The organism is Labrenzia sp. R5_0 (assembly GCF_017743835.1).
Lineage (GTDB): Bacteria > Pseudomonadota > Alphaproteobacteria > Rhizobiales > Stappiaceae > Roseibium > Roseibium algicola.
The window spans coordinates 611,082-629,604 of sequence record NZ_JAGHRK010000004.1; the positions used below are offsets into that span (position 1 = coordinate 611,082).

General features: G+C 60.4%; 22 protein-coding genes. 6 read left to right on the plus strand and 16 right to left on the minus strand.

Translation table 11 applies throughout. From position 1 onward, the window contains the following. Positions 1-288 precede the first annotated feature (288 nt). The 5 genes from J7447_RS22805 to J7447_RS22825 all read right to left on the minus strand — a co-directional run bounded on the left by J7447_RS22805 (position 289) and on the right by J7447_RS22825 (position 4,759). Positions 289-1,323 carry an aspartate-semialdehyde dehydrogenase gene (locus J7447_RS22805; protein WP_023002877.1) on the minus strand — a complete coding sequence of 345 codons (1,035 nt, stop codon included), beginning with the start codon at positions 1,321-1,323 and terminating at the stop codon, positions 289-291. A 110-nt stretch (positions 1,324-1,433) separates the two neighbouring features. Further along, positions 1,434-1,571: a hypothetical protein gene (locus J7447_RS22810; protein WP_006937785.1), complete on the minus strand. Its 138-nt coding sequence runs from the start codon at positions 1,569-1,571 to the stop codon at positions 1,434-1,436. 208 nt (positions 1,572-1,779) lie between these two features. Further along, the gene (locus tag J7447_RS22815) at positions 1,780-2,523 is read right to left on the minus strand and encodes an aspartate/glutamate racemase family protein (RefSeq protein WP_209171043.1); all 744 of its coding nucleotides are present in this window, start codon (positions 2,521-2,523) and stop codon (positions 1,780-1,782) included. An 18-nt stretch (positions 2,524-2,541) separates the two neighbouring features. Beyond that, entirely contained in the window at positions 2,542-3,684 is a 1,143-nt protein-coding gene (locus tag J7447_RS22820; protein WP_209171044.1) for a Xaa-Pro peptidase family protein, read from the minus strand. Continuing rightward, entirely contained in the window at positions 3,677-4,759 is a 1,083-nt protein-coding gene (locus J7447_RS22825; RefSeq protein ID WP_209171045.1) for a pyridoxal-phosphate dependent enzyme, read from the minus strand. Before J7447_RS22825 ends, J7447_RS22820 begins: the two co-directional genes overlap by 8 nt. Before the next feature lie 165 nt (positions 4,760-4,924). On the opposite strand from J7447_RS22825, the gene J7447_RS22830 reads away from it, so the two are divergent. Both J7447_RS22830 and J7447_RS22835 read left to right on the plus strand, forming a co-directional pair. Then, positions 4,925-5,263: a metalloregulator ArsR/SmtB family transcription factor gene (locus J7447_RS22830; RefSeq protein ID WP_209171046.1), complete on the plus strand. Its 339-nt coding sequence runs from the start codon at positions 4,925-4,927 to the stop codon at positions 5,261-5,263. 16 nt (positions 5,264-5,279) lie between these two features. Beyond that, positions 5,280-5,789, plus strand: coding sequence for an arsenate reductase ArsC (locus J7447_RS22835; protein ID WP_209171047.1), 510 nt, complete (start codon positions 5,280-5,282; stop codon positions 5,787-5,789). Between the two features lie 35 nt (positions 5,790-5,824). Here the strand turns inward: J7447_RS22835 and J7447_RS22840 are convergent, their stop codons facing one another. Further along, positions 5,825-7,024 carry a multidrug effflux MFS transporter gene (locus J7447_RS22840; protein ID WP_209171048.1) on the minus strand — a complete coding sequence of 400 codons (1,200 nt, stop codon included), beginning with the start codon at positions 7,022-7,024 and terminating at the stop codon, positions 5,825-5,827. Positions 7,025-7,251: 227 nt separating this feature from the next. Here J7447_RS22840 and J7447_RS22845 point away from each other — a divergent pair, with 227 nt between their 5' ends. Beyond that, entirely contained in the window at positions 7,252-9,471 is a 2,220-nt protein-coding gene (locus tag J7447_RS22845) for an esterase-like activity of phytase family protein (RefSeq protein ID WP_209171049.1), read from the plus strand. A gap of 88 nt (positions 9,472-9,559) precedes the next feature. Here the strand turns inward: J7447_RS22845 and J7447_RS22850 are convergent, their stop codons facing one another. After that, positions 9,560-10,054, minus strand: a complete 495-nt coding sequence (locus tag J7447_RS22850) for a cytochrome b/b6 domain-containing protein (protein WP_209171050.1) — start codon at positions 10,052-10,054, stop codon at positions 9,560-9,562. After that, on the minus strand, positions 10,051-10,449 hold the full coding sequence (locus tag J7447_RS22855) for an antibiotic biosynthesis monooxygenase family protein (protein ID WP_082809654.1): 399 nt from the start codon (positions 10,447-10,449) through the stop codon (positions 10,051-10,053). The genes J7447_RS22850 and J7447_RS22855 overlap by 4 nt, the downstream gene beginning before the upstream one ends. A gap of 69 nt (positions 10,450-10,518) precedes the next feature. Here J7447_RS22855 and J7447_RS22860 point away from each other — a divergent pair, with 69 nt between their 5' ends. Both J7447_RS22860 and J7447_RS22865 read left to right on the plus strand, forming a co-directional pair. Then, positions 10,519-10,968, plus strand: coding sequence for a MarR family transcriptional regulator (locus J7447_RS22860; protein WP_023002888.1), 450 nt, complete (start codon positions 10,519-10,521; stop codon positions 10,966-10,968). Further along, complete coding sequence (locus J7447_RS22865; RefSeq protein WP_023002889.1) at positions 10,965-11,396, plus strand: YqaA family protein; 432 nt, start codon at positions 10,965-10,967, stop codon at positions 11,394-11,396. Before J7447_RS22860 ends, J7447_RS22865 begins: the two co-directional genes overlap by 4 nt. A gap of 65 nt (positions 11,397-11,461) precedes the next feature. On the opposite strand, the gene J7447_RS22870 is transcribed toward J7447_RS22865, so the two are convergent. Both J7447_RS22870 and J7447_RS22875 read right to left on the minus strand, forming a co-directional pair. Further along, positions 11,462-11,674: a 4-oxalocrotonate tautomerase family protein gene (locus tag J7447_RS22870; protein WP_075283965.1), complete on the minus strand. Its 213-nt coding sequence runs from the start codon at positions 11,672-11,674 to the stop codon at positions 11,462-11,464. Positions 11,675-11,706: 32 nt separating this feature from the next. Then, positions 11,707-12,444, minus strand: coding sequence for an SDR family oxidoreductase (locus J7447_RS22875; RefSeq protein ID WP_209171051.1), 738 nt, complete (start codon positions 12,442-12,444; stop codon positions 11,707-11,709). A 94-nt stretch (positions 12,445-12,538) separates the two neighbouring features. On the opposite strand from J7447_RS22875, the gene J7447_RS22880 reads away from it, so the two are divergent. After that, the gene (locus J7447_RS22880; RefSeq protein ID WP_209171052.1) at positions 12,539-13,435 is read left to right on the plus strand and encodes a LysR family transcriptional regulator; all 897 of its coding nucleotides are present in this window, start codon (positions 12,539-12,541) and stop codon (positions 13,433-13,435) included. A 3-nt stretch (positions 13,436-13,438) separates the two neighbouring features. Here the strand turns inward: J7447_RS22880 and J7447_RS22885 are convergent, their stop codons facing one another. The 6 genes from J7447_RS22885 to J7447_RS22910 all read right to left on the minus strand — a co-directional run bounded on the left by J7447_RS22885 (position 13,439) and on the right by J7447_RS22910 (position 18,510). Then, entirely contained in the window at positions 13,439-13,828 is a 390-nt protein-coding gene (locus J7447_RS22885; RefSeq protein WP_209171053.1) for a VOC family protein, read from the minus strand. Between the two features lie 13 nt (positions 13,829-13,841). Continuing rightward, on the minus strand, positions 13,842-14,261 hold the full coding sequence (locus J7447_RS22890; RefSeq protein WP_209171054.1) for a hypothetical protein: 420 nt from the start codon (positions 14,259-14,261) through the stop codon (positions 13,842-13,844). An 80-nt stretch (positions 14,262-14,341) separates the two neighbouring features. Beyond that, entirely contained in the window at positions 14,342-15,454 is a 1,113-nt protein-coding gene (gene leuB / locus J7447_RS22895; protein WP_062486691.1) for a 3-isopropylmalate dehydrogenase, read from the minus strand. A gap of 180 nt (positions 15,455-15,634) precedes the next feature. After that, positions 15,635-16,405 (minus strand): sulfite exporter TauE/SafE family protein, encoded by a 771-nt coding sequence (locus J7447_RS22900; protein WP_055659711.1) that lies wholly within the window; start codon positions 16,403-16,405, stop codon positions 15,635-15,637. Between the two features lies 1 nt (position 16,406). Then, the gene (locus tag J7447_RS22905) at positions 16,407-17,201 is read right to left on the minus strand and encodes an ATP-binding protein (RefSeq protein ID WP_023002894.1); all 795 of its coding nucleotides are present in this window, start codon (positions 17,199-17,201) and stop codon (positions 16,407-16,409) included. A 136-nt stretch (positions 17,202-17,337) separates the two neighbouring features. Then, positions 17,338-18,510, minus strand: a complete 1,173-nt coding sequence (locus J7447_RS22910; protein WP_055659708.1) for a M20 aminoacylase family protein — start codon at positions 18,508-18,510, stop codon at positions 17,338-17,340. Positions 18,511-18,523 lie beyond the last annotated feature (13 nt).

An 18,523-nucleotide genomic window follows, 5' to 3' on the forward strand; every position in this document is an offset into this window, starting at 1 on the left:
ACAGAGGTGATGCTGTTTTCGCAGCCTGTCAACATCAAAACCTGTCGGTCGCCGGCAATGTTCGGGTTTGTGGCGCTGAGCTGGGTGTTGTCGCTTCATCCCTCGACATAGCGCGTCGAGCTTCCCTGCAAAGAGGAAATCCGGGGCCTGGATCGATGGCTCGGGGGGCTGCTTGGTACGTGTCGGGAACGCGGTTCCCGCTTCAGGACCTTCGCAGTGCCGTCGACCGGATAGCAGCCGGCAGGCCATAAGAAAACGGGCGCCAGAGGCGCCCGTTTGAACTGTCGATCAGGCTGCTGCCTTTTTCGGCGTGATCAGGCCGCGGTTCACGAGAACCTCGGCGATCTGGACGGCGTTGAGCGCCGCGCCCTTGCGCAGGTTGTCGGAAACGACCCAGATGTTGAGGCCGTTTTCAACGGTCGCGTCCTCGCGGATGCGGGAGATGTAGGTCGCATCTTCGCCGGCACTTTCGTATGGCGTGATGTAGCCGCCATCTTCCTGCTTGTCGATGACGAGGCATCCCGGAGCTTCGCGCAGGATGTTGCGGGCTTCTTCAGCGGTGATCTCGTTTTCGAACTCGATGTTAACGCTTTCCGAATGGCCGATGAACACCGGTACGCGAACGGCGGTGCAGGTCACCTTGATGGCCGGATCGAGCATCTTCTTGGTTTCCGCCAACACCTTCCATTCTTCCTTGGTGTAGCCGTCTTCCATGAAGCTGTCGATGTGCGGGATCACGTTGAAGGCGATGCGCTTGGTGAACTTGCTCGGCTCGATCGGATCGTTCACGAAAACCGCACGGGTCTGGTTGAACAGCTCTTCCATCGCTTCCTTGCCGCCGCCGGAAACCGACTGGTAGGTGGAAACGACGACGCGCTTGATCTTTGCGTGATCATGCAGCGGCTTCAGCGCCACGACCAGCTGGGCGGTGGAGCAGTTCGGATTGGCAATGATGTTCTTTTTCGTGAAACCGGCAACGGCATCGGCATTCACTTCCGGCACGATCAGCGGCACATCCGCGTCGTAGCGCCATGCGGAAGAGTTATCGATGACAATGCAGCCCTTGGCAGCGATCTTCGGCGACCATTCCTTGGAAACGGTGCCACCGGCGGACATCAGGCAGATGTCGGTGTCGGAGAAATCGTAGTTCTCCATGGCCTGAACCTTCAGCGTCTTGTCGCCGAAGGAGACTTCGGTGCCCTGGGAACGGCGGGAAGCGAGGGCGACGACTTCGTCTGCCGGAAAGCCGCGCTCAGCGAGAATGTCCAGCATCTCGCGTCCGACATTGCCGGTAGCGCCTGCAATTGCGATCTTGAAACCCATCTTTGACTAGTCCTTGTCCGTCTCCCCGCTTCGCCAGCCGCCCGGTTCTGGATGGGCGTGGCCGGCTCCCGGCGCCTCCCATCCCCGGGGAGGCGGGATGAGCGGCACCGTCAAGCGGTGGTCTTGGTGGTCTTGGTAGTGCGTTTAAGAGCGGTTGCGGCAGCCGTCCGGGGCTCGCCGCGCATGAAGGTAGCGCTGGCAAGGGCCTGGGACATCATATCCAGAATGTCGGCTTTCAGCCGGGTCATCGGGGCTCGCAATCGTCAAAACTTGAGACGGCGGTGTTTTTGCCCGGAAATCCCCGCGAGTCAACAAGGAATAGACAGGTGTTGCCAGCTAAGTGAACGAATTGATGCCGTTCGGGAACAGTCGAATAGCTGCAGCCTCGGCAATTTCACCGAAAGAAGACCTTCGCCAGCCTTGTGTACTGGCGTGGATGTGTTCGTTTTTTGCAGGTCAGGTGGCAAAGAGCCGTCCCGGTCCACGGTCCGCCGTCGGCAGGTCCGCCAGATGCATCATGTGCCATGCGAGCGCCAGGTTGGAGCTGATGACGGGTTTGGAAAGACGTTTCTCGCAGGCTTCAATGACAGGCATCGTGCGCAAGTTGGTGCAGGAGGCAAAGACGGCTTCTATCTCCGGATCCTTGCCAACCTCGCAGATTGCCTCTTCCACGGACTGCAGGCTGATCCTTGCAACCACGGCTTCTTCCGCTTGCCCGAAAGAGCCGACACTCAAGGGCGTTATGCCGTTTTCTTCCAGGAGACGGCAGAGTGCGTCGGAGACTTCCTCCACATAGGGCGAGACGATGGCGATCCGTGAGACACCTAGGTGTGCAAGGGCTGCAACGACTGCGCGGGCTGGGTCGGTCACGCGTGCGCCAGGATGAGTTGCCTGGATTGCACCGGCGACCTGATCCGATCCGATCACCGTTGCGCCGGACGTACAGGCATAGGCAATGACGTCGAGTGGGCGCGTTCCAGGCAAGAGGGCCGCGGTGTCCGTCAGCCGGGCCTTCATCTGCATGAGTTTTTCGGAGGTGACTTCGGAAGCGCTCTCGATTCTGGCGTGAAGCAGCGAGACGCCTTCCTGATCAAAGAGGGACCGAAACTCGCACTCTATGGTTTCGTCAACCGACAGCAAGATCAGACCGAAAGCCGCTTTGGTTGCCGATCCCCTGTCGCAGTCGAAGGAAAGTTTCATGCCGCGGTTCCAGGTGTTCTAGCGGGTGATTATAGGAATGTCCGGTCCTGCCGGCACGGTCAGGAATTCGGGCGATCGGTCTCGAATGACGATGTTTTCCTCGTGAACCATCATCCTGCCGGGTCCGAGAGCAAGGCTCGGCTCCAGTGTCAGCACCATGTTTTCTCGAAGTGGGGTCTCGTCGAAGCCGGTCAGGCTGGGCGCTTCGGTAAGCTGCATGCCAAGTCCGTGGCCGAGCCGGCCGACGTCACCTTCGCCCTGATCCAGCACCTTGGCCATGGCCTGGAACAGATCGGCACAGGTACGGCCCGGGCGGGCAATTTCGGCAGCTGCCTCAACGGCCCGGACAAGTGTTTCATGGGCGGACCTGACAGCATCACTGGCCTGGCCGATCGCAAAATTGCGGTCAAAATCGCAGAAATATCCGCTTTTGGTGGCACCCGTATCAAGCATCAGGACGTCCCCTTCCTGTAGGGGTCGGGCCGAGGGGGGAGAAATGACATCGCCGTAGCCGTCCTGTCCGGCTCCGCCGACCAGATAAGGCACATCGTCCGCACCTTGCTTCAGAAGTTCGATCCGGAAGGACCGGAAAACCTCGTTGAGCGGTTGGCCGGAGTGGAAAAGCTCCGGTGCCCTGCCAAATGCTTCCGAACCGATACCGCAAATCTCGCGCAGGAGAGCAATTTCACGTTCAGATTTCACCATCCTGAGGCTCTGGATCAGACCGGTTCCGTCCAGATATTCTGCGTGGTTGGTAAGATCTCGAAGGCGCTGAAAATCGCGAAGCGGCATGCGAAGCACGCTTTCCCGCCCCATCGGCATGGCGATTTTCGTGAAGTCCTTGAGGGTGTCCGCGAGCAGGGCGATGCCGTCATCGACGGGGTGCGGGGCGGAAAACACCCGGATATCGTCAATCCAGGTGCTCGCCATCAGGTGCGCGCCGATCTGCGGAATGACCGCAATCGGCTTGCCGTTTACCGGCACCACGAGGAACCAGGGCCGCGTGGGGCTCTGCCAGAACAGGGTCCGGAACCCGGTGAAATAGCGCATTTCGGCTTCGGTCGTGAAAAACAGCGCGTCGATGCCCTGGGAATGCATGGCTTTTTGGGCTGCTTGCGTGCGCGCGGCAAATTCGTCTTCAGGAAAATCCTGTTCAGACATCTTCCGGTCCTTCGGAAAGATAGCAGAGCACCCGGGCTTCCGGTCCGAGGCCGAGGGTTGATGCCCCGCCACCTGCGTGTCGAACGGCTGTGATACCGCCCGCACCGGATGGCGTCGTCGCAATGCCGTTGTTGCCCAGCCAGTCGACCGTTTCAGCCGCTTCGCTGTCGGAAACGGTCACGAAGAAATCGGCTTCCCTGGCCAGGTACTTCAGCGCCAGATGCGAGGGTTCCTTGCAGTCTAACCGGCCCATGTTCGACACCGGACCGGGCGCCGTGACGGGCTTTCCGGCTTCGATGCTGGCCATGAGGGCGGGTGCGTATTCTGGCTCCACCACGACGATGGTGACATCGTGGCCCCAGGTCAGGCGCGCGCCGACGGCACAGGCGGCGGCAAGTCCGCCGACACCCGCCTGCAGGAAGACATGCGTGGGCGGTGTCTTGATCTGCCGGGCAATTTCCGCGGCCATCACAAGATAGCCCTCCATGACGTCGTGTCCGGCGGCGGTCATGCCCGGCCAGGTGCTGTCCGGTAGCAAGGTCCAGCCTTCGGCCTCGGCGCGCCTCTGGGCTGCCGTCATGCTGTCTTCATAGGTGGCTCCGGCCCGGACAACATCAGCGCCCCGGGCCTTGAGGCGGGCCTCAAAGGCGCTTGGAACAGTTTCGGCAACGAAGACGACAGCCCTCGCCCCAAACAGCGGAGCGCCTGCGGCAAGGGACATGCCGTGGTTCCCGGCACTCGCACAGACAAAGGTCCTGCCGGTCAGTGCGGAAGCGTGAGACTGGGCAAGTCCGCCCCGAACGCGGCTGTCCGCCAGTTTGGCAATCGCATAGGCCGCGCCAAGTGCCTTGAAGCTGCCAAGGCCCATGCGCTGCCGTTCGTCCTTGAGGGCAAGGTTGCCGATAGCAAGACCGGCCGCGAGGTCATTCGCAATCAGAAGCGGGGTTTCATCGGCACGCGGGCATTTCCGAAAAAGGTTCTCTGCTCCGGTGACGTCCTGCGACACGGATCCATCCGCAAGTCCGCTTTGCTCGGGAAGGCCTTTGCCGAGGAAAGGATTTTTCAGTGTTTTCATCATCTGTCCCGCGCGGTTTCCCAGGCAGGTCAGCAGCTCTGAAGGCCGGTTGCAAGCGACTTTCGGAAAATGACGGTTACGAACCAGATCGGGCCGTGTCCGAGATGTTGCGCCTGGTTGCAAAAAAGACTTGCCTGTTTCTGATGAATCGAAATATCATGAATTATGGATATAAAAGATGCACTGAGCGCCTTTGGGGCGCTCAGCCAGAAAACCAGACTGGAAGTCTTCCGGTTGTTGATCCGGGCTGGCGACGCAGGAATGACTGCCGGCGAGATCGGCGAGGCTCTGGACGTTCGGCAGAACACCATGTCGGCGAACCTTGCTGTTCTGCTTCAGTCCGGGCTGGTCCGCAATGAACGCGAGGGGCGGTCGATCCGCTACTTCGCGGATCTTGACGGCATACGCGAGTTGCTGACGTTTCTGATGGCCGATTGCTGTGGTGGTCATCCGGAACTTTGTGCGCAGGTCATCGAGACGATCGCCTGCGGAGAGACCTGTTGAGGTTAAGGGGGATCAAATGTCCGGCGATGTCTACAACGTGCTTTTCCTGTGCACGGGCAATTCCGCCCGGTCGATCATGGCGGAGGCGATCCTGAACCGGGACGGGCAGAGCCGCTTCAGGGCGTTTTCTGCCGGGTCACAACCGGCTGGCGCCGTGCGTCCGGAAGCACTTGCCTTGCTCGGCAAGCTCAATTTCAAGACGGATGGGCTGCGCTCGAAGGACTGGGCAGAGTTCGCCGTGCCGGATGCCCCGGTCATGGATTTCGTCTTTACCGTTTGCGACAATGCGGCGAAGGAAACCTGCCCTGTCTGGCCCGGGCAGCCGATGTCCGCTCATTGGGGGCTGCCGGATCCGGCAGCCGTTTCCGGAAGCGACAGCGAACGGGCGGTCGCATTCAACGAGGCCTTCCGGATGCTCAGCAACCGGATCTCGGTGTTCGTGAGCCTGCCGATGTCTTCGCTTGACCGTTTGTCCCTGCAGAAGAAACTCGATCAAATCGGGCAGTCCGCCGAAGAGCCCGTGTAAGGCTGCTCCGGCGTACCTGTTTCGGGAATATCACCTCAGGCGACGGCCTGGCCTTCGCGCGACGTGCGCAGGGTCAGCAGTGCGATGACCAGGGCGATGAGCGCACAGGCGGCAACCGCGCCAACCAATGGCAAAGCTGTCCGGTCGAAGAACGGGCTGCAGACGAGGATCATCACGCCACCGGCAACCATCTGGAAGGTGCCACCGAGGGAGGATGCCATGCCGGCATGTTCGCCATGTTCTTCCAGCGCCATGACCATCACAGGAGCAATGACCTGTCCGAGGCAGGTGTTGCCGATGAAGAAGAGTGCCATCAGAACCGGCAGGTCGTCGATGCCGCTCCACACAAGAATGACCAGCAGAACGTTGGCTGCCGCAAATCCGCTGACGGCCCTCAATGCCACTCTGCCCATGCCGAAGCGCTCACCAAGCGAGGCGGCAAACTGGGAAGACGCAAAGAAGCCGATCGCGTTCAGCGCGAAAACAAGGCTGAAGGCTGTCGGCGTCAACTGGTACTGGGTCATGTAGACCAGCGGCGCTGCGGCGATGAAGACGAAGAAACTCGCCAGCGAGAAGCCACCGATCAGCGTCAGACCCATGAACCTGCTGTCACGCATCAGGTAGATGGCGCTGCGCAGCATTGCTGTCGGGTCGATCTTGCCTCGGCGCTCGGCCGGTAGCGTTTCGGGCAGCAAGAAGGCCATTTGCAGCATGGCGAAAAGGGAAATAACGCCCAGGGCCACAAAGATCAGGCGCCAACTGCCGAACTGGATGATCAGGCTGCCGGCGAGCGGTGCAAGCATCGGCGAAACGCTGAAGACCAGCATCACCAGAGCCATCAGCCTGGTCGCTTTTGGTCCGGTGTGGAGGTCGCGGACCACGGCCCGCACGATGACCATCGGCGCGCCGGCACCAAGGGCCTGTACGAAACGGCCGAATGTCAGGGCTGAAACGTCGACCGCGGTCGCGCACATGACCGATCCGATGAGGAAGACGATCAGGCCCAGGAAGGCGGGCAGCTTGCGTCCAAACCGGTCTGCCAGCGGACCGTAGATCAACTGGGCTAACCCGAAAGCGATGAAATAGACCGTGAAGGTCATATGAACCGCAGCGTCGTCCGTCTGCAATGCCTGCACGATTTCCGGCATGGCGGGCAGATAGAGGTCGATGGCAAATGGACCGACAGCAGCGAGAAGCCCCAGCACAATGGCGGAGCGGACAAAACCGATCTGCATTGGAAAATCCGATGAAAAATGCGCCGGAGGCACAAATGCGGGAAAGTTTGGAAGATGGAGGTGGCGGAGATCACCGCCCAGCCTTGATATGATGTAAGTGTTCGAAATGCAAATTCAAGGCTTGCCGGGTGTTGTCATGAAAGCTTCATGCAACTGTCACCGATATTGTAATCAGGGCCACTAGCTTGCGCGCACCATCAACCCGATATTTTGTGGGAGCGAGTGCAATGGCGGACCTTCGTGGGCGCTTTTTAAAAGGTGTCAGCCTTTCAGTCCTGTTCGGCCTTGGCGCCGTGTCGGCAGCACAGGCAGAGTATTTCGAGCGTATCAACACATTCCCGGTCTACAAGACCCTGCCGGAAGGCGTGGATCAGGCCACCGAAACCGTTGCCGAAATCATCTACGCCACGAAGGACGGCCGCACGCTCGTCTTCACCGACAGCCCGGGCGAAGCCATTGTTTTCGTCAATGCGGCCAACCCGCTGAACCTGCAGCCGATGGGCCGCACCGCCCTTGGTGGTGAGCCTACTTCGGTCGCCGTCGGCGAAACATTCGCCTATGCCGGCGTCAACACGTCCGAAGACTACGTCAATGCGTCCGGCCATCTGGCCGTGATCGCTCTCGACGGTCTTGGCATCACCGCGAAGTGCGATGCCAAGGGTCAGCCGGACAGCGTTGCCATCTCTCCGGACGGCAAGTTCGTTGCGATCGCCATCGAGAACGAGCGCGACGAAGATCTGAACGACGGCGTGATCCCGCAAATGCCGGCCGGCCATCTGGCGATCTTCGATCTGGACGAAACCGGCACGCCGACCAACTGCGACGCGGTCCGCATTGTCGACCTGACGGGTCTTGCCGAAATTGCGCCGACCGATCCGGAGCCGGAGTTCGTTTCGATCAACTCCCAGAACCAGGTTGTCGTCACGCTGCAGGAAAACAACCATATCGCCGTGGTCGATCTGGCCTCCGGTGAAGTTGTCAGCCATTTCTCCGCCGGTACGGCTTCGGCTGAAAACATTCCGGTTTCCAAGGCGCGCATGAGCGATGCCTCCGGTTCGACCGAAAACGTCAAGCGTGAGCCGGATGCGGTTGCCTGGATCGACGACGAGCGTTTCGTGACCGCCAACGAAGGCGACTACGAAGGCGGTTCGCGCGGCTTCACCATCTGGAACACCAAGGGCGAGATCCTGTTCGACAGCGGCAACCAGATGGAACATCTTGGCATGGCCAACGGCCACTATCCGGCCAAGCGCGCGTCCAAGAAGGGCACCGAGCCGGAAGGTGTGACGGTTGGTGAATTCGGCGGTGAAAAGCTGATCTTCGTCAATTCCGAACGCGGCAACTTCGTCGCTGTCTACAAGGACACCGGTGCCGAGCCGGCATTCGTCCAGTTCCTGCCGACCCACGTCGGTCCGGAAGGCTCACTTGCGATCCCGAGCCGTGACCTGTTTGTGGTTGCCAACGAGGTCGACAGTGCGGAAGACAACGTTCGCGCGCAGGTCTCCCTCTACAAGTTTGGTGCGGACGCTCCGTCCTACCCGATGGTCGTGTCCGAAACCGACCCTGAAAAAGGCGCACCGATTGGCTGGGGCGCACTGTCCGCACTGGCTGCAGACCCGGAAGACGGTAACAAGCTCTACGCCGTCAGCGACAGCTTCTATGACGACGCCCGCATCTACACGCTGGACATCTCTTCCAAACCGGCAAAAATCGTTGCCTATGCAACCGTTCAGGGTGGCAAGCAGGCAAAACTGGACCTGGAAGGCATCTCCGTTGCCAAGGATGGCGGCTTCTGGCTGGCTTCCGAAGGCAATCCGGACAAGGAACTGCAGCACTTGCTGCTGAAAGTCGGCACCGACGGTCAGGTTCAGGAAGAAATCACGCTTCCGGAAGAGCTGAACGCCCAGTCCGCGCGTTTCTCCTTTGAAGGCGTTGCCGAGTTCGAAATGGACGGCAAGACGCTGGTGGCCGTCGCCGTTCAGCGTGAGTGGAAAGACGACCCGAAGGGCATGGTGAAGCTGGCCATCTACAACCCGGCCGACAAGTCCTGGGGCTTCGTTCACTATCCGCTCGACAAGCCGAAGAGCGCAGCCGGCGGCTGGGTCGGCCTGTCGGAAATCGTCTCCATGGGCGACGGCAAATTCGCCATTCTGGAGCGCGACAACAAAGGTGGTGAAGACGCAGCCATCAAGCAGATCACCACGATCTCCCTGGAAGGTGTGACCCCGGCTGCCTACGGATCTGAGCTCCCGGTGGTTCAGAAGCGCTACGCCATGGATATCCTGCCGGCTCTGGCCGAAGGCAAGGGCTGGGTTCTCGACAAGCCGGAAGGCCTGACGATCACCGCCGACGGCCGTCTGATCCTGGTCACCGACAATGACGGTGTCGACGATGCACCGGGTGAAACCCGGTTGATCGACCTCGGCCCGGCAAGCCGCCTGAACTAAGGCACTTCAGACAAAGGTCCTCCCAAGACCTGAGCGAAGGTCCGGCCGCTTTATGCAGCCGGGCCTTTACTTTTCTGCATTGCCAGTCTCATGCCGTGAAACTTAGTCTTTGCCAGTGCCACAGAGCAGCAAGACTGTGCAGTCCGATGAGTGCTGCAACCAAAAGCACCGCAGCATGGTGCAGGCCTGCCGGTGGCAATCCGGCGAAAGCCGCAAGTCCCGGCAATGTGCCACTCGCAATCTTTTCAAGGCTACCGGATATGACGATCATGCCGATACCGCTGACGAGGAGCAGAAGCGGTACGAGGCGCAAGGCGGCGTGGACGCCCTTGCCGACAGCTTGCTGCAACCCGGAATGAACGGCGAACACCGGCTGAGGGGCACCCTTTGCCAGCCAAAAGATTGTGCGGACAAGAGCGAGCAGGCCCGCAGACAAGCCAAGTCCCAGATGGGTTTTCAGAAGGTTTGGCGAAAACGGTTCGTTGTTCGTCAGGGCATAGCCGGTAGCCAGGGCGCTGATGGTAAGAGCGGCAATCGTCCAGTGCAGCAGCCTGTTTCCGGTTACGGGCAAGGCCACCATCATTCATCCTCCCGAATGACGGTGTAGAGTGCGGCATGAAAGCTGATGCCCTTGAATTCGGCGACGATGCCGCTTTTGCCAAGCTTCTGAATGGCGGCCTGATAGGCATCGGGACTTTCCCAAAGCGCGATGTTGACCAGCTGGAACTTCGCCTGCGGAGACAGGGACTGGTGCAGGCGCGTGGTGATGTAGCCAGGCTGCTCTTTCAGGAAGTCGCGCGCCTGTTCCCAGCTGCGAACAGCGTCGGCAAGACGGTCTTCGGGAACTTCGAAGGAATTGATCAGCGTTACCGGGGTGTTGGTGTTGATTTCACTCGCCATGGCGGAGACTCCCAGGTTGGCGGTCAGGAAGGAAAGTGCTGCCAGATGAATGGCACGACGTGTCCAGAGTGATGTCATTTCGAATTCCTAATTATATAGCAAGCTATGTTTATTTATATAGGGTGCTATCTATCGTATATGCAAGGGATGACCTTCGAAAAAGATTCCTCCGCCGGGTATCTGGCAAACCACATGGCACGGCTGTTTGCCGCCGGTCTCCATCGCCGCATCCGGCCGCTAGGCCTTTCGCCGGGCCAATTTCCGGCACTGGTCGCCCTTTGGGCAAAGGAAGGACGCACGCAAAAGGAACTCGTGCAGTTGCTTGATATCGAACAGGCAACGCTGGCAAACACCCTGGCCCGGATGGAACGGGACGGCTTGATCACCCGTCGGGCGAGTGAAGAAGACGGCCGGGTTCAGGAAATATTCCTGACCGACAAGGCCAAGGTTTTGGAAAAGGAAGCCATCGCGTCTGCGATTGCGCAGAACGGAGAGGCGCTGGAGGGGTTTTCGGAACAGGAAAAGGCGCAGTTCCTGGATTTCATGCACAGAGCCATTTCAGCCATGCAGAAAGCCCAGACCGGCAGTTCCCGATGAGTGCCAGCTTGATGGGCCTGTTCGGCGTCTCCTTTCTGGCTGCCACCCTGCTGCCCGCCCAATCCGAACTGGGCCTTTCCGGCCTGATTGCGCTTGGAACGGAACCCGTCGTTCTGCTGGTTGCGGCGGCAAGCCTTGGCAACACGCTCGGATCAATGGTCAACTGGGGTCTCGGCAGGGCAGCAACCGCCTGGTCGACCGCTTCCTGGTTTCCGGTCAAGCCTGACAAGCTCGCCAAGGCAACGGGCTGGTATCACCGCTATGGACGATGGAGCCTGCTGCTCAGCTGGGCGCCAATTATCGGCGATCCCCTGACATTGGCAGCAGGTGTGCTCAAGGAACCCTTCTGGAGCTTCACCCTGCTGGTCGCAATTGCAAAGACAGCACGCTATGTCGCTGTCGCGTTGATCACGTTGCAGGTTATCTGAGGCTGCGGGCCAGATGACGGAAAGTGCCCGGCTGGTTCCAGCCGGGCAGGTGACGTTGCTTCTGATCAGTCCCCGGCGCGATACTCGGGCGGTATCGTGAAGACTTCGTCGGCGCGGCCATAGCCGCCGTCTTTGACCTCTTCCACCAGAACCATGGTGTTGGGGCGCACGATCTCACCGAAAAAGGAAACGAGCAGATCGGTGGTCTTGTGGATCAGCTCTTCCTTTTGCGCTGTGCTCAACGCAGCTTCGGGCAGTTTGTAATTTGCAAAGGGCATTAAGGTTCTCCTTGGGGTTTTGGTGTCCGTGTCTAGATGATGCCGCCGTTGGCACGCAGAACCTGGCCATTCATCCAGTCCCCGTCTGGACCGGCCAGAAAGGCAATGGTTGCAGCGATGTCCTCGGGGGTGCCGAGACGGCCGAGCGGGTTTGATTTCCGGATCGTTTCCACAAGCTCCGCCGGCTTGCCGGCAAGGAAAAAGTCAGTCTCAACCGGTCCGGGGGCGATCGCGTTGACCCGGATGCCACGCGGGCCAAGCTCCTTCGCCAGAACCCGGGTCATGGCTTCAACGGCGGCCTTGGTCGCGGCGTAGAGGCCGTAGTGAGGCTGATAGAGGCCGACCACACTGGAGGAAATGGAGATGATGCGGCCACCGTCCGCGAGCCGGCTCGACGCGAGCCGCATGGCGCGAAAAACACCACCGAGATTGACCGCGCATTGTCTGTCGAAATCTTCGTCGCTTGCTTCGGCAATGGCGGCATTGCGCATGGTGCCGGCATTGTTGACGAGTACACCCACCGGGCCAAAGGCCTTTTCTGCAGCTTCGAAGAGATGCTCGTGGGTCGCTGTTTCGGCAACGTCTCCCTGGATCGCGATTGCCTTGCCGCCCTGGTCTTCCAGGCTTCGGACAAGAGCGAGAGCCGCAGCTTCATCCTTGCCGTAATTGATCACCACCTGAAACCCGTCATGTGACAGCCTGCGGGCTATCGCTGCGCCTATGCCTTTGCTGGCGCCGGTGACGATGGCGGTATCGAGATCTGGTGTCATCTAAGTCTCCTTCTCGTTGATCCTGAACATAGCGAGGCGGAAACTCCGGATAATGATGCTTTAAATGAAAAGATAATTCGGATAACAGGAACAAATGTACGGCAAGTTCGACGCAATGCAGCTCTTTGTCCGGGTGGTCGAACGAGGCAGCTTCACTGCTGCCGCGGCAGATCTGAACCTGCCACGGTCCACCGCCACGGATGTGATCCAGCGTCTTGAGCGTGATCTCGCCTGCCGGTTGCTGGAGCGAACCACACGCCATGTGACGCCGACCCCGGATGGTGAAGCCTATTACCGGCGATGTGTGTCGATCCTGGCGGAAGTGGAAGAAGCCGAGGGCGCGCTGCGCGGGCACGAGCCTGCCGGACAGTTGCGGGTCGATGTGCCGGGACGGCTGACCCGCACTTTCCTGTTGCCGCACCTGCCGGACTTCATGGCGCGTTATCCGAAGATCGACCTGCAGCTCGGCCAGGGAGAGCGCTTGGTGGATCTGGTGCGAGAGGGAGTTGACTGCGTGCTCCGTGCCGGCGTGCCGGACGACAGTGGCATGATAATGCGAAAGTTGACGGAGATCGCGGAGATCACCTGTGCCAGCCCGGACTATCTGGCCACGCACGGTACGCCAACAAATCTTGATGATCTGGAAGGGCACCTGATGGTCGGTTTTCTGTCGTCACGGACGAGTGCCGTCATGCCGCTTGACTTTCGGACGTCCGCAGGCGTGCGCGAAATAATGCTGCCCAGCCGGATCGTCGCCAACGATGCAGAAACGGTACACCAACTCGGGTGTCTTGGGTTCGGGCTGATCCAGGCGCCTCGGTACCGGCTTGCCGAAGATCTGGAAAGCGGTGCGCTGGTGCAGATCCTGCCGGAATTTCCACCGACCTCGTTGCCACTGGCTGCGTTCTACCCCCAGAACCGCCAACTTTCACCACGCGTTCGTGTCTTTGTCGAATGGGTGGCCGGTATCTTTGCCGCGGTGGAAATATAGACCTCAGAACCTCTGGATCAGATCCCACTTGTTGCCGAAGGGGTCCTGGAAGACGGCTACTTTGCCATAAGCCTCATGGCGTGGTGTCTCCAGAAAGGTGACGCCGGCCGTGAGCATCGCCTGATGATCGCGATCGAAGTTGTCGGTGTGCAGGAACAGGAACACACGGCCGCCGGTCTGGTTGCCGATGGCGGCGTGCTGATCGTCACCGTCGGCTTGCGCCAGCAGGAGACGTGTCTCGGAGCTGGCCTTGGGCGCGACCAGTACCCAGCGTTTGCCGTCGCCAAGGTGAGTGTCTTCGACCAGGTCGAAGCCAAGCCTGCCGACATAAAAGTCGATACCCTGGTCATACTCGGGCACGATGAGGGCAATCGCTCCAATCATCTGTTTCATGGCAGGCCGTTTCCTACTGCGCGCGCCGGTAGACGGATACGTTCGTGTAGCTTGCAACGTCGACCAGGTGGACGGTTTGCGTTACGGTCAGCGTTCTGCCGTCGTCGGACAGTTCCCGGTCGGCTTTCATGATCGTCAGCCCGCCGCGGCGGGCTTCCGAAATGAGGTTGCGATCTCCCTGGAACACGAGACGCATGGCGTCGACCAGGCCGCTTTTGCCAAGACGCACTTCCGGACCGTCCGGCATTGCCTCGAAAGTGTCGATGGTGACTTCACCGTCGGAGGCCACCTGGTTCATCGTGAAGACGGCAACGCCGAAGTTCTCGTCGATCTTGAGCGTGGCGCTGCGTGGCGGTTCGCCTTGTTCGAAGTCGCTTTCCTCCGTGTCGAGGATCCAGGTGCCGAGAAAGGGGGCGAGTTTGTCTTCGATCATGGGACCAGCGGTATCTTGAAAAGGGAAAGCCGGCACCGGGATAACCGGTGACGGCTCTGCTTGCAAATGGCGATTGCCTATCAGGCGCTCAAGGCGTCCAGTTCGGCAATGATGGCGTCGCCCATTTCCACGGTGGAAACGGTGGCCTGGCCAGGCGCTGCGATATCTTTCGTCCGCAGGCCCTTGTCGAGAGCGTTGGCGATGGCCTTGTCCAGTTTGTCGGCGGCTGCAACTTCCTCGAAGGAGTAACGCAGCGCCATGCCGAAGCTGGCAATCATGGCGATCGGGTTGGCAGCGCCCGTGCCGGCAATGTCCGGAGCGGAGCCGTGGACGGGCTCATAAAGCGCCTTGCGCTTGCCGGTAACGCCATCCGGTGCGCCGAGCGATGCGGACGGGAGCATGCCGAGCGAACCGGTCAGCATGGCGGCAACGTCGGACAGCATGTCGCCGAAGAGGTTGTCCGTCACAATGACGTCGAACTGCTTGGGCCAGCGGACAAGCTGCATGCCGCCGGCGTCAGCCAGCATGTGCTCCAGCTGAACATCCTCGTAGCCGTTCTTGTGCGTCTGGGTAACGACTTCGTTCCACAGTACGCCGGACTTCATCACGTTCCGTTTTTCCATGGACGTGACCTTGTTGCCACGCGTGCGTGCCAGCTCAAAGGCGACGCCGGAAATGCGCTCGATCTCGTAGGTGTCGTAGACCTGCGTGTCGATGCCGCGTTTCTGGCCGTTGCCGAGATCGATGATTTCCTTCGGTTCGCCGAAGTAGACACCGCCGGTCAGCTCGCGCACGATCAGGATGTCGAGACCTTCGATCACGTCCTTCTTCAGCGACGATGCATCGGCAAGCGCCGGGTAGCAGATGGCCGGGCGCAGGTTGGCGAACAGCTGCATGTCCTTGCGCAGACGCAATAGGCCGGCTTCCGGGCGAACTTCGTAAGGAACGTCGTCCCACTTGGGTCCGCCGACGGCGCCGAAGATGACCGCGTCGGCAGCCATGGCCTTGGCCATGTCTTCTTCGGAGATCGACTGACCATGCGCGTCATAGGCGGAACCACCCACCAGGCCTTCGTCGGTTTCAAAGGACATGCCGCCCTTTTCATTGAACCAGGCAATGACCTTTTTCACTTCCTGCATGATTTCCGGGCCAATGCCGTCACCCGGCAGAAGCAGAAGGTTTTGTGAAGCCATGGATGTTCCATCCCGCATTTTGAGAAATCTGATGGCGATGGGTTAGCGCGTCAGCCGTTGTCTTTCAAGATGAAGCCAGTTGCGAAGAACTCAAGCAAGCCGTGGGGAAAGGTCAAGAACGCCTGAAAGGCCCGGAGGACAGCGGGATTGAAGCCGGTATCAGGACAGCTCCTGCAAGGATCAGCCGAGCCAGCCCCGCACTGCCTGGAACAGGAGGTTCAGCGCCAGCGCGGTCATCACCCATCTGAAGCCGGTTTTGAAGCTCTTCTCGTCCATTCTGCCGAGCAGGCGGCTGCCGGCGAGTGTGCCGAGAAAGCCGCTGGCGATCATCAGGACAATCAGTCCCAGCCAGGGCGCGAAGGCAAAGCCGAGCGCGCCGAACGCAATGATCTTGAAGACGTGCATGATCAGCGCGGTGATTGCCTGGTTGGCGACGAACCCGTGGCGCGGCAGGCCGAGGGTCGACAAAACGGCACCGCCGATGGGGCCGGCCGCACCGAAGAACATGGACAGGAACGTGGAGGCAAAACCCGCTGCTGCCATGACCCGTTTCGGTGCCTTGCCGAAATGCGGTGCCTTGCCCCAGACGACCCACAGCACGAACAGGCCGATGCCCGCCTTCAGAACCGCCGGCGGCAATTCCACCGCGATGGCGCCGCCCACGGCCGCGCCAATTGCCGCCCCGACTGCGAACCAAAGCGCAATCAGCCAGTCGACATGTTTCAGTTGTACAAGCGCACGCCCGGCGTTCGATCCGAGCTGAACGACACCGTGGACCGGCACCAGGGCACTGGCCGGCATGACGGTTGCCATGATCGCGATCAGCGCGACCCCGCCGCCAAGGCCGACGGCCGCTGTCAGGGCCGAGGTGAAGAAACTCGTGACGATCAGTGTCAGCGATGCAGCAAGGTGCAGCTGATCGGGAAAGAAGAAGCCGGCGATGTCCGACATGTCACGACCATCTCTTGTTGGCGTAGTTGACCGCTTCGCGGACATCCAGTGCGCGGGTGGAATTGCCGCTGCGCAGATAGAAGACCGAGGCCTTGTTTTCTTCCAGATAGACGGCGCGGGGTGCCGGGCTGACGATGACCATGGCCACGTCCTTGCCGTCCACCCTGGAAAAGACCGTGTGGATGTAAGGACAGAGATCTCCGCCGAGTGTCTTTGAAACGATGTCGTTGACGGTGCGCTCGAACGAATCGAGGTCCGGGCTTTTCAGCGTTGCCAGGTCCTTGTCGAGACCAAGCGGTGTGCCGTTGTCATCAACACCGATCAGAAGATGGCCGCCATCGGCATTGAAGAAGCCGGCAAGGGTCTTGGCGATGACCTTTTCCAGGGACCGGTTGGTCCGGTTTTCCTTCAGGTCCCAGCGCAGCGACGACTTGAACTCCACGCGCCGGTTTTCGCCCTGTTTCAGAAGATCGGGAATGAGCGCGGTCTGCTCTTCGCGCAGCGACCGGTAGGCTTCGGACGTTCGCATGTAGTTGCGGGTGAAGATGCCGAAGGCGAGGCCGACAACTGCGCCGAGACCGGTATAGGCAACCGCAACATCCAGGTGCCGGGGAAGCAGCACCAGCCACAGGCGCGCCGTCAGAAATTCAAGGAGGTTCGGAGCCGTTTCCGAAAAACGGGCCAGTTCCCACCAGACCACCACAAGGTTCAGCGGGTGGATCACCAGCACACCGACAATGGCCCCGACCACGACATAGGCTGCCAGAAAGGGAAGCTTGAACGGGGAAAGAGCCATATTCGAAAATCCAAATGAAAACGCCGGTCGGAACCGGCGTCACTCTTAATCCAAAACCTTCCCGCCGTCATCCCGGCCCGTCATCCTGGGTCGGCATCGTGCGAAACGGGATGGCGATGAAGGATTTCACAGGAGGTCAGGCGGCCGCGGGGAGGGCCGTTTCGACCAGTTTCACCCAGTAGGAACAGCCGACCGGGATCAGGTCGTCGTTGAAGTCATAGGCCGGATGGTGCAGGCCCGCGCTGTCGCCGTTGCCGGCGAAGATGAACGCACCCGGGCGTTCTTCCAGCATGTAGGAGAAATCCTCACCGCCCATCATCGGCTCGATCTCGCGATTGACCTTGCCGACCCCGGCAATGCCTTCGGCGACGGCTGCCGCGAAATCCGTCTGCTCGTCGTGGTTCGCCGTGACCGGATACCCGCGCGTGAATTGCAGAACTGCCTTTGCGCCGAACGCATCGCCAACAGAGCTGACGATGGATTCCATCCGTGCCTGGGCGAGATCCCGCATTTCCGGGCTCAGCGTGCGCACGGTGCCGCGCAGCAGCACTTCCTGCGGAATGACGTTGAAGGCGTTGCCACCCTGGAAAACGGTCACCGACACAACAACCGAATCGAGCGGATTGGCATTGCGGCTGGCGATAGTCTGCAGTGCGGACACCAGTTGCGAGCCGATCACGATCGGGTCGATGGTCTCATGCGGCTTGGCGGCATGGCCGCCCCGGCCGGTGATGGTGATGCGGAATTCGTCGGTCGCGGCCATGATCGGGCCCTTGCGGATGGCGAATTCGCCCACCGGCATGCCCGGGAAGTTGTGCATGCCGTAGACTTCCTCGATCGGCCAGCGGGTCAGGAGACCATCGTCGATCATCGCCTTCGCGCCTGCGCCACCTTCTTCGGCCGGCTGGAAGATGACGACGACCGTGCCGTCGAAGTTGCGGGTCTCGGCGAGATACTTTGCAGCGCCCAGCAACATGGCGGTGTGGCCGTCATGGCCGCAGGCGTGCATCTTGCCCGGGATCTTGGAGGCATAGTCCTTGCCGGTGATTTCCTCGATCGGCAGCGCGTCCATGTCGGCGCGCAGGCCGATGGTCTTGCCGGCACCGCCGTTGCGGCCCTTGATCACGCCAACGACGCCCGTCTTGCCGACGCCCGTTGCGATTTCATCGACACCGAAGCTCTGCAGCAGCTCGGACACCTTCTCGGCAGTCCGCACCGTTTCGTAGAGAATTTCGGGATTTTCGTGAATGTCGCGGCGCCAGGCGGTGATCTCGTCGGCCAGATCCGCGAGGCGATTAACGATGGGCATGAAGGACTCCTAG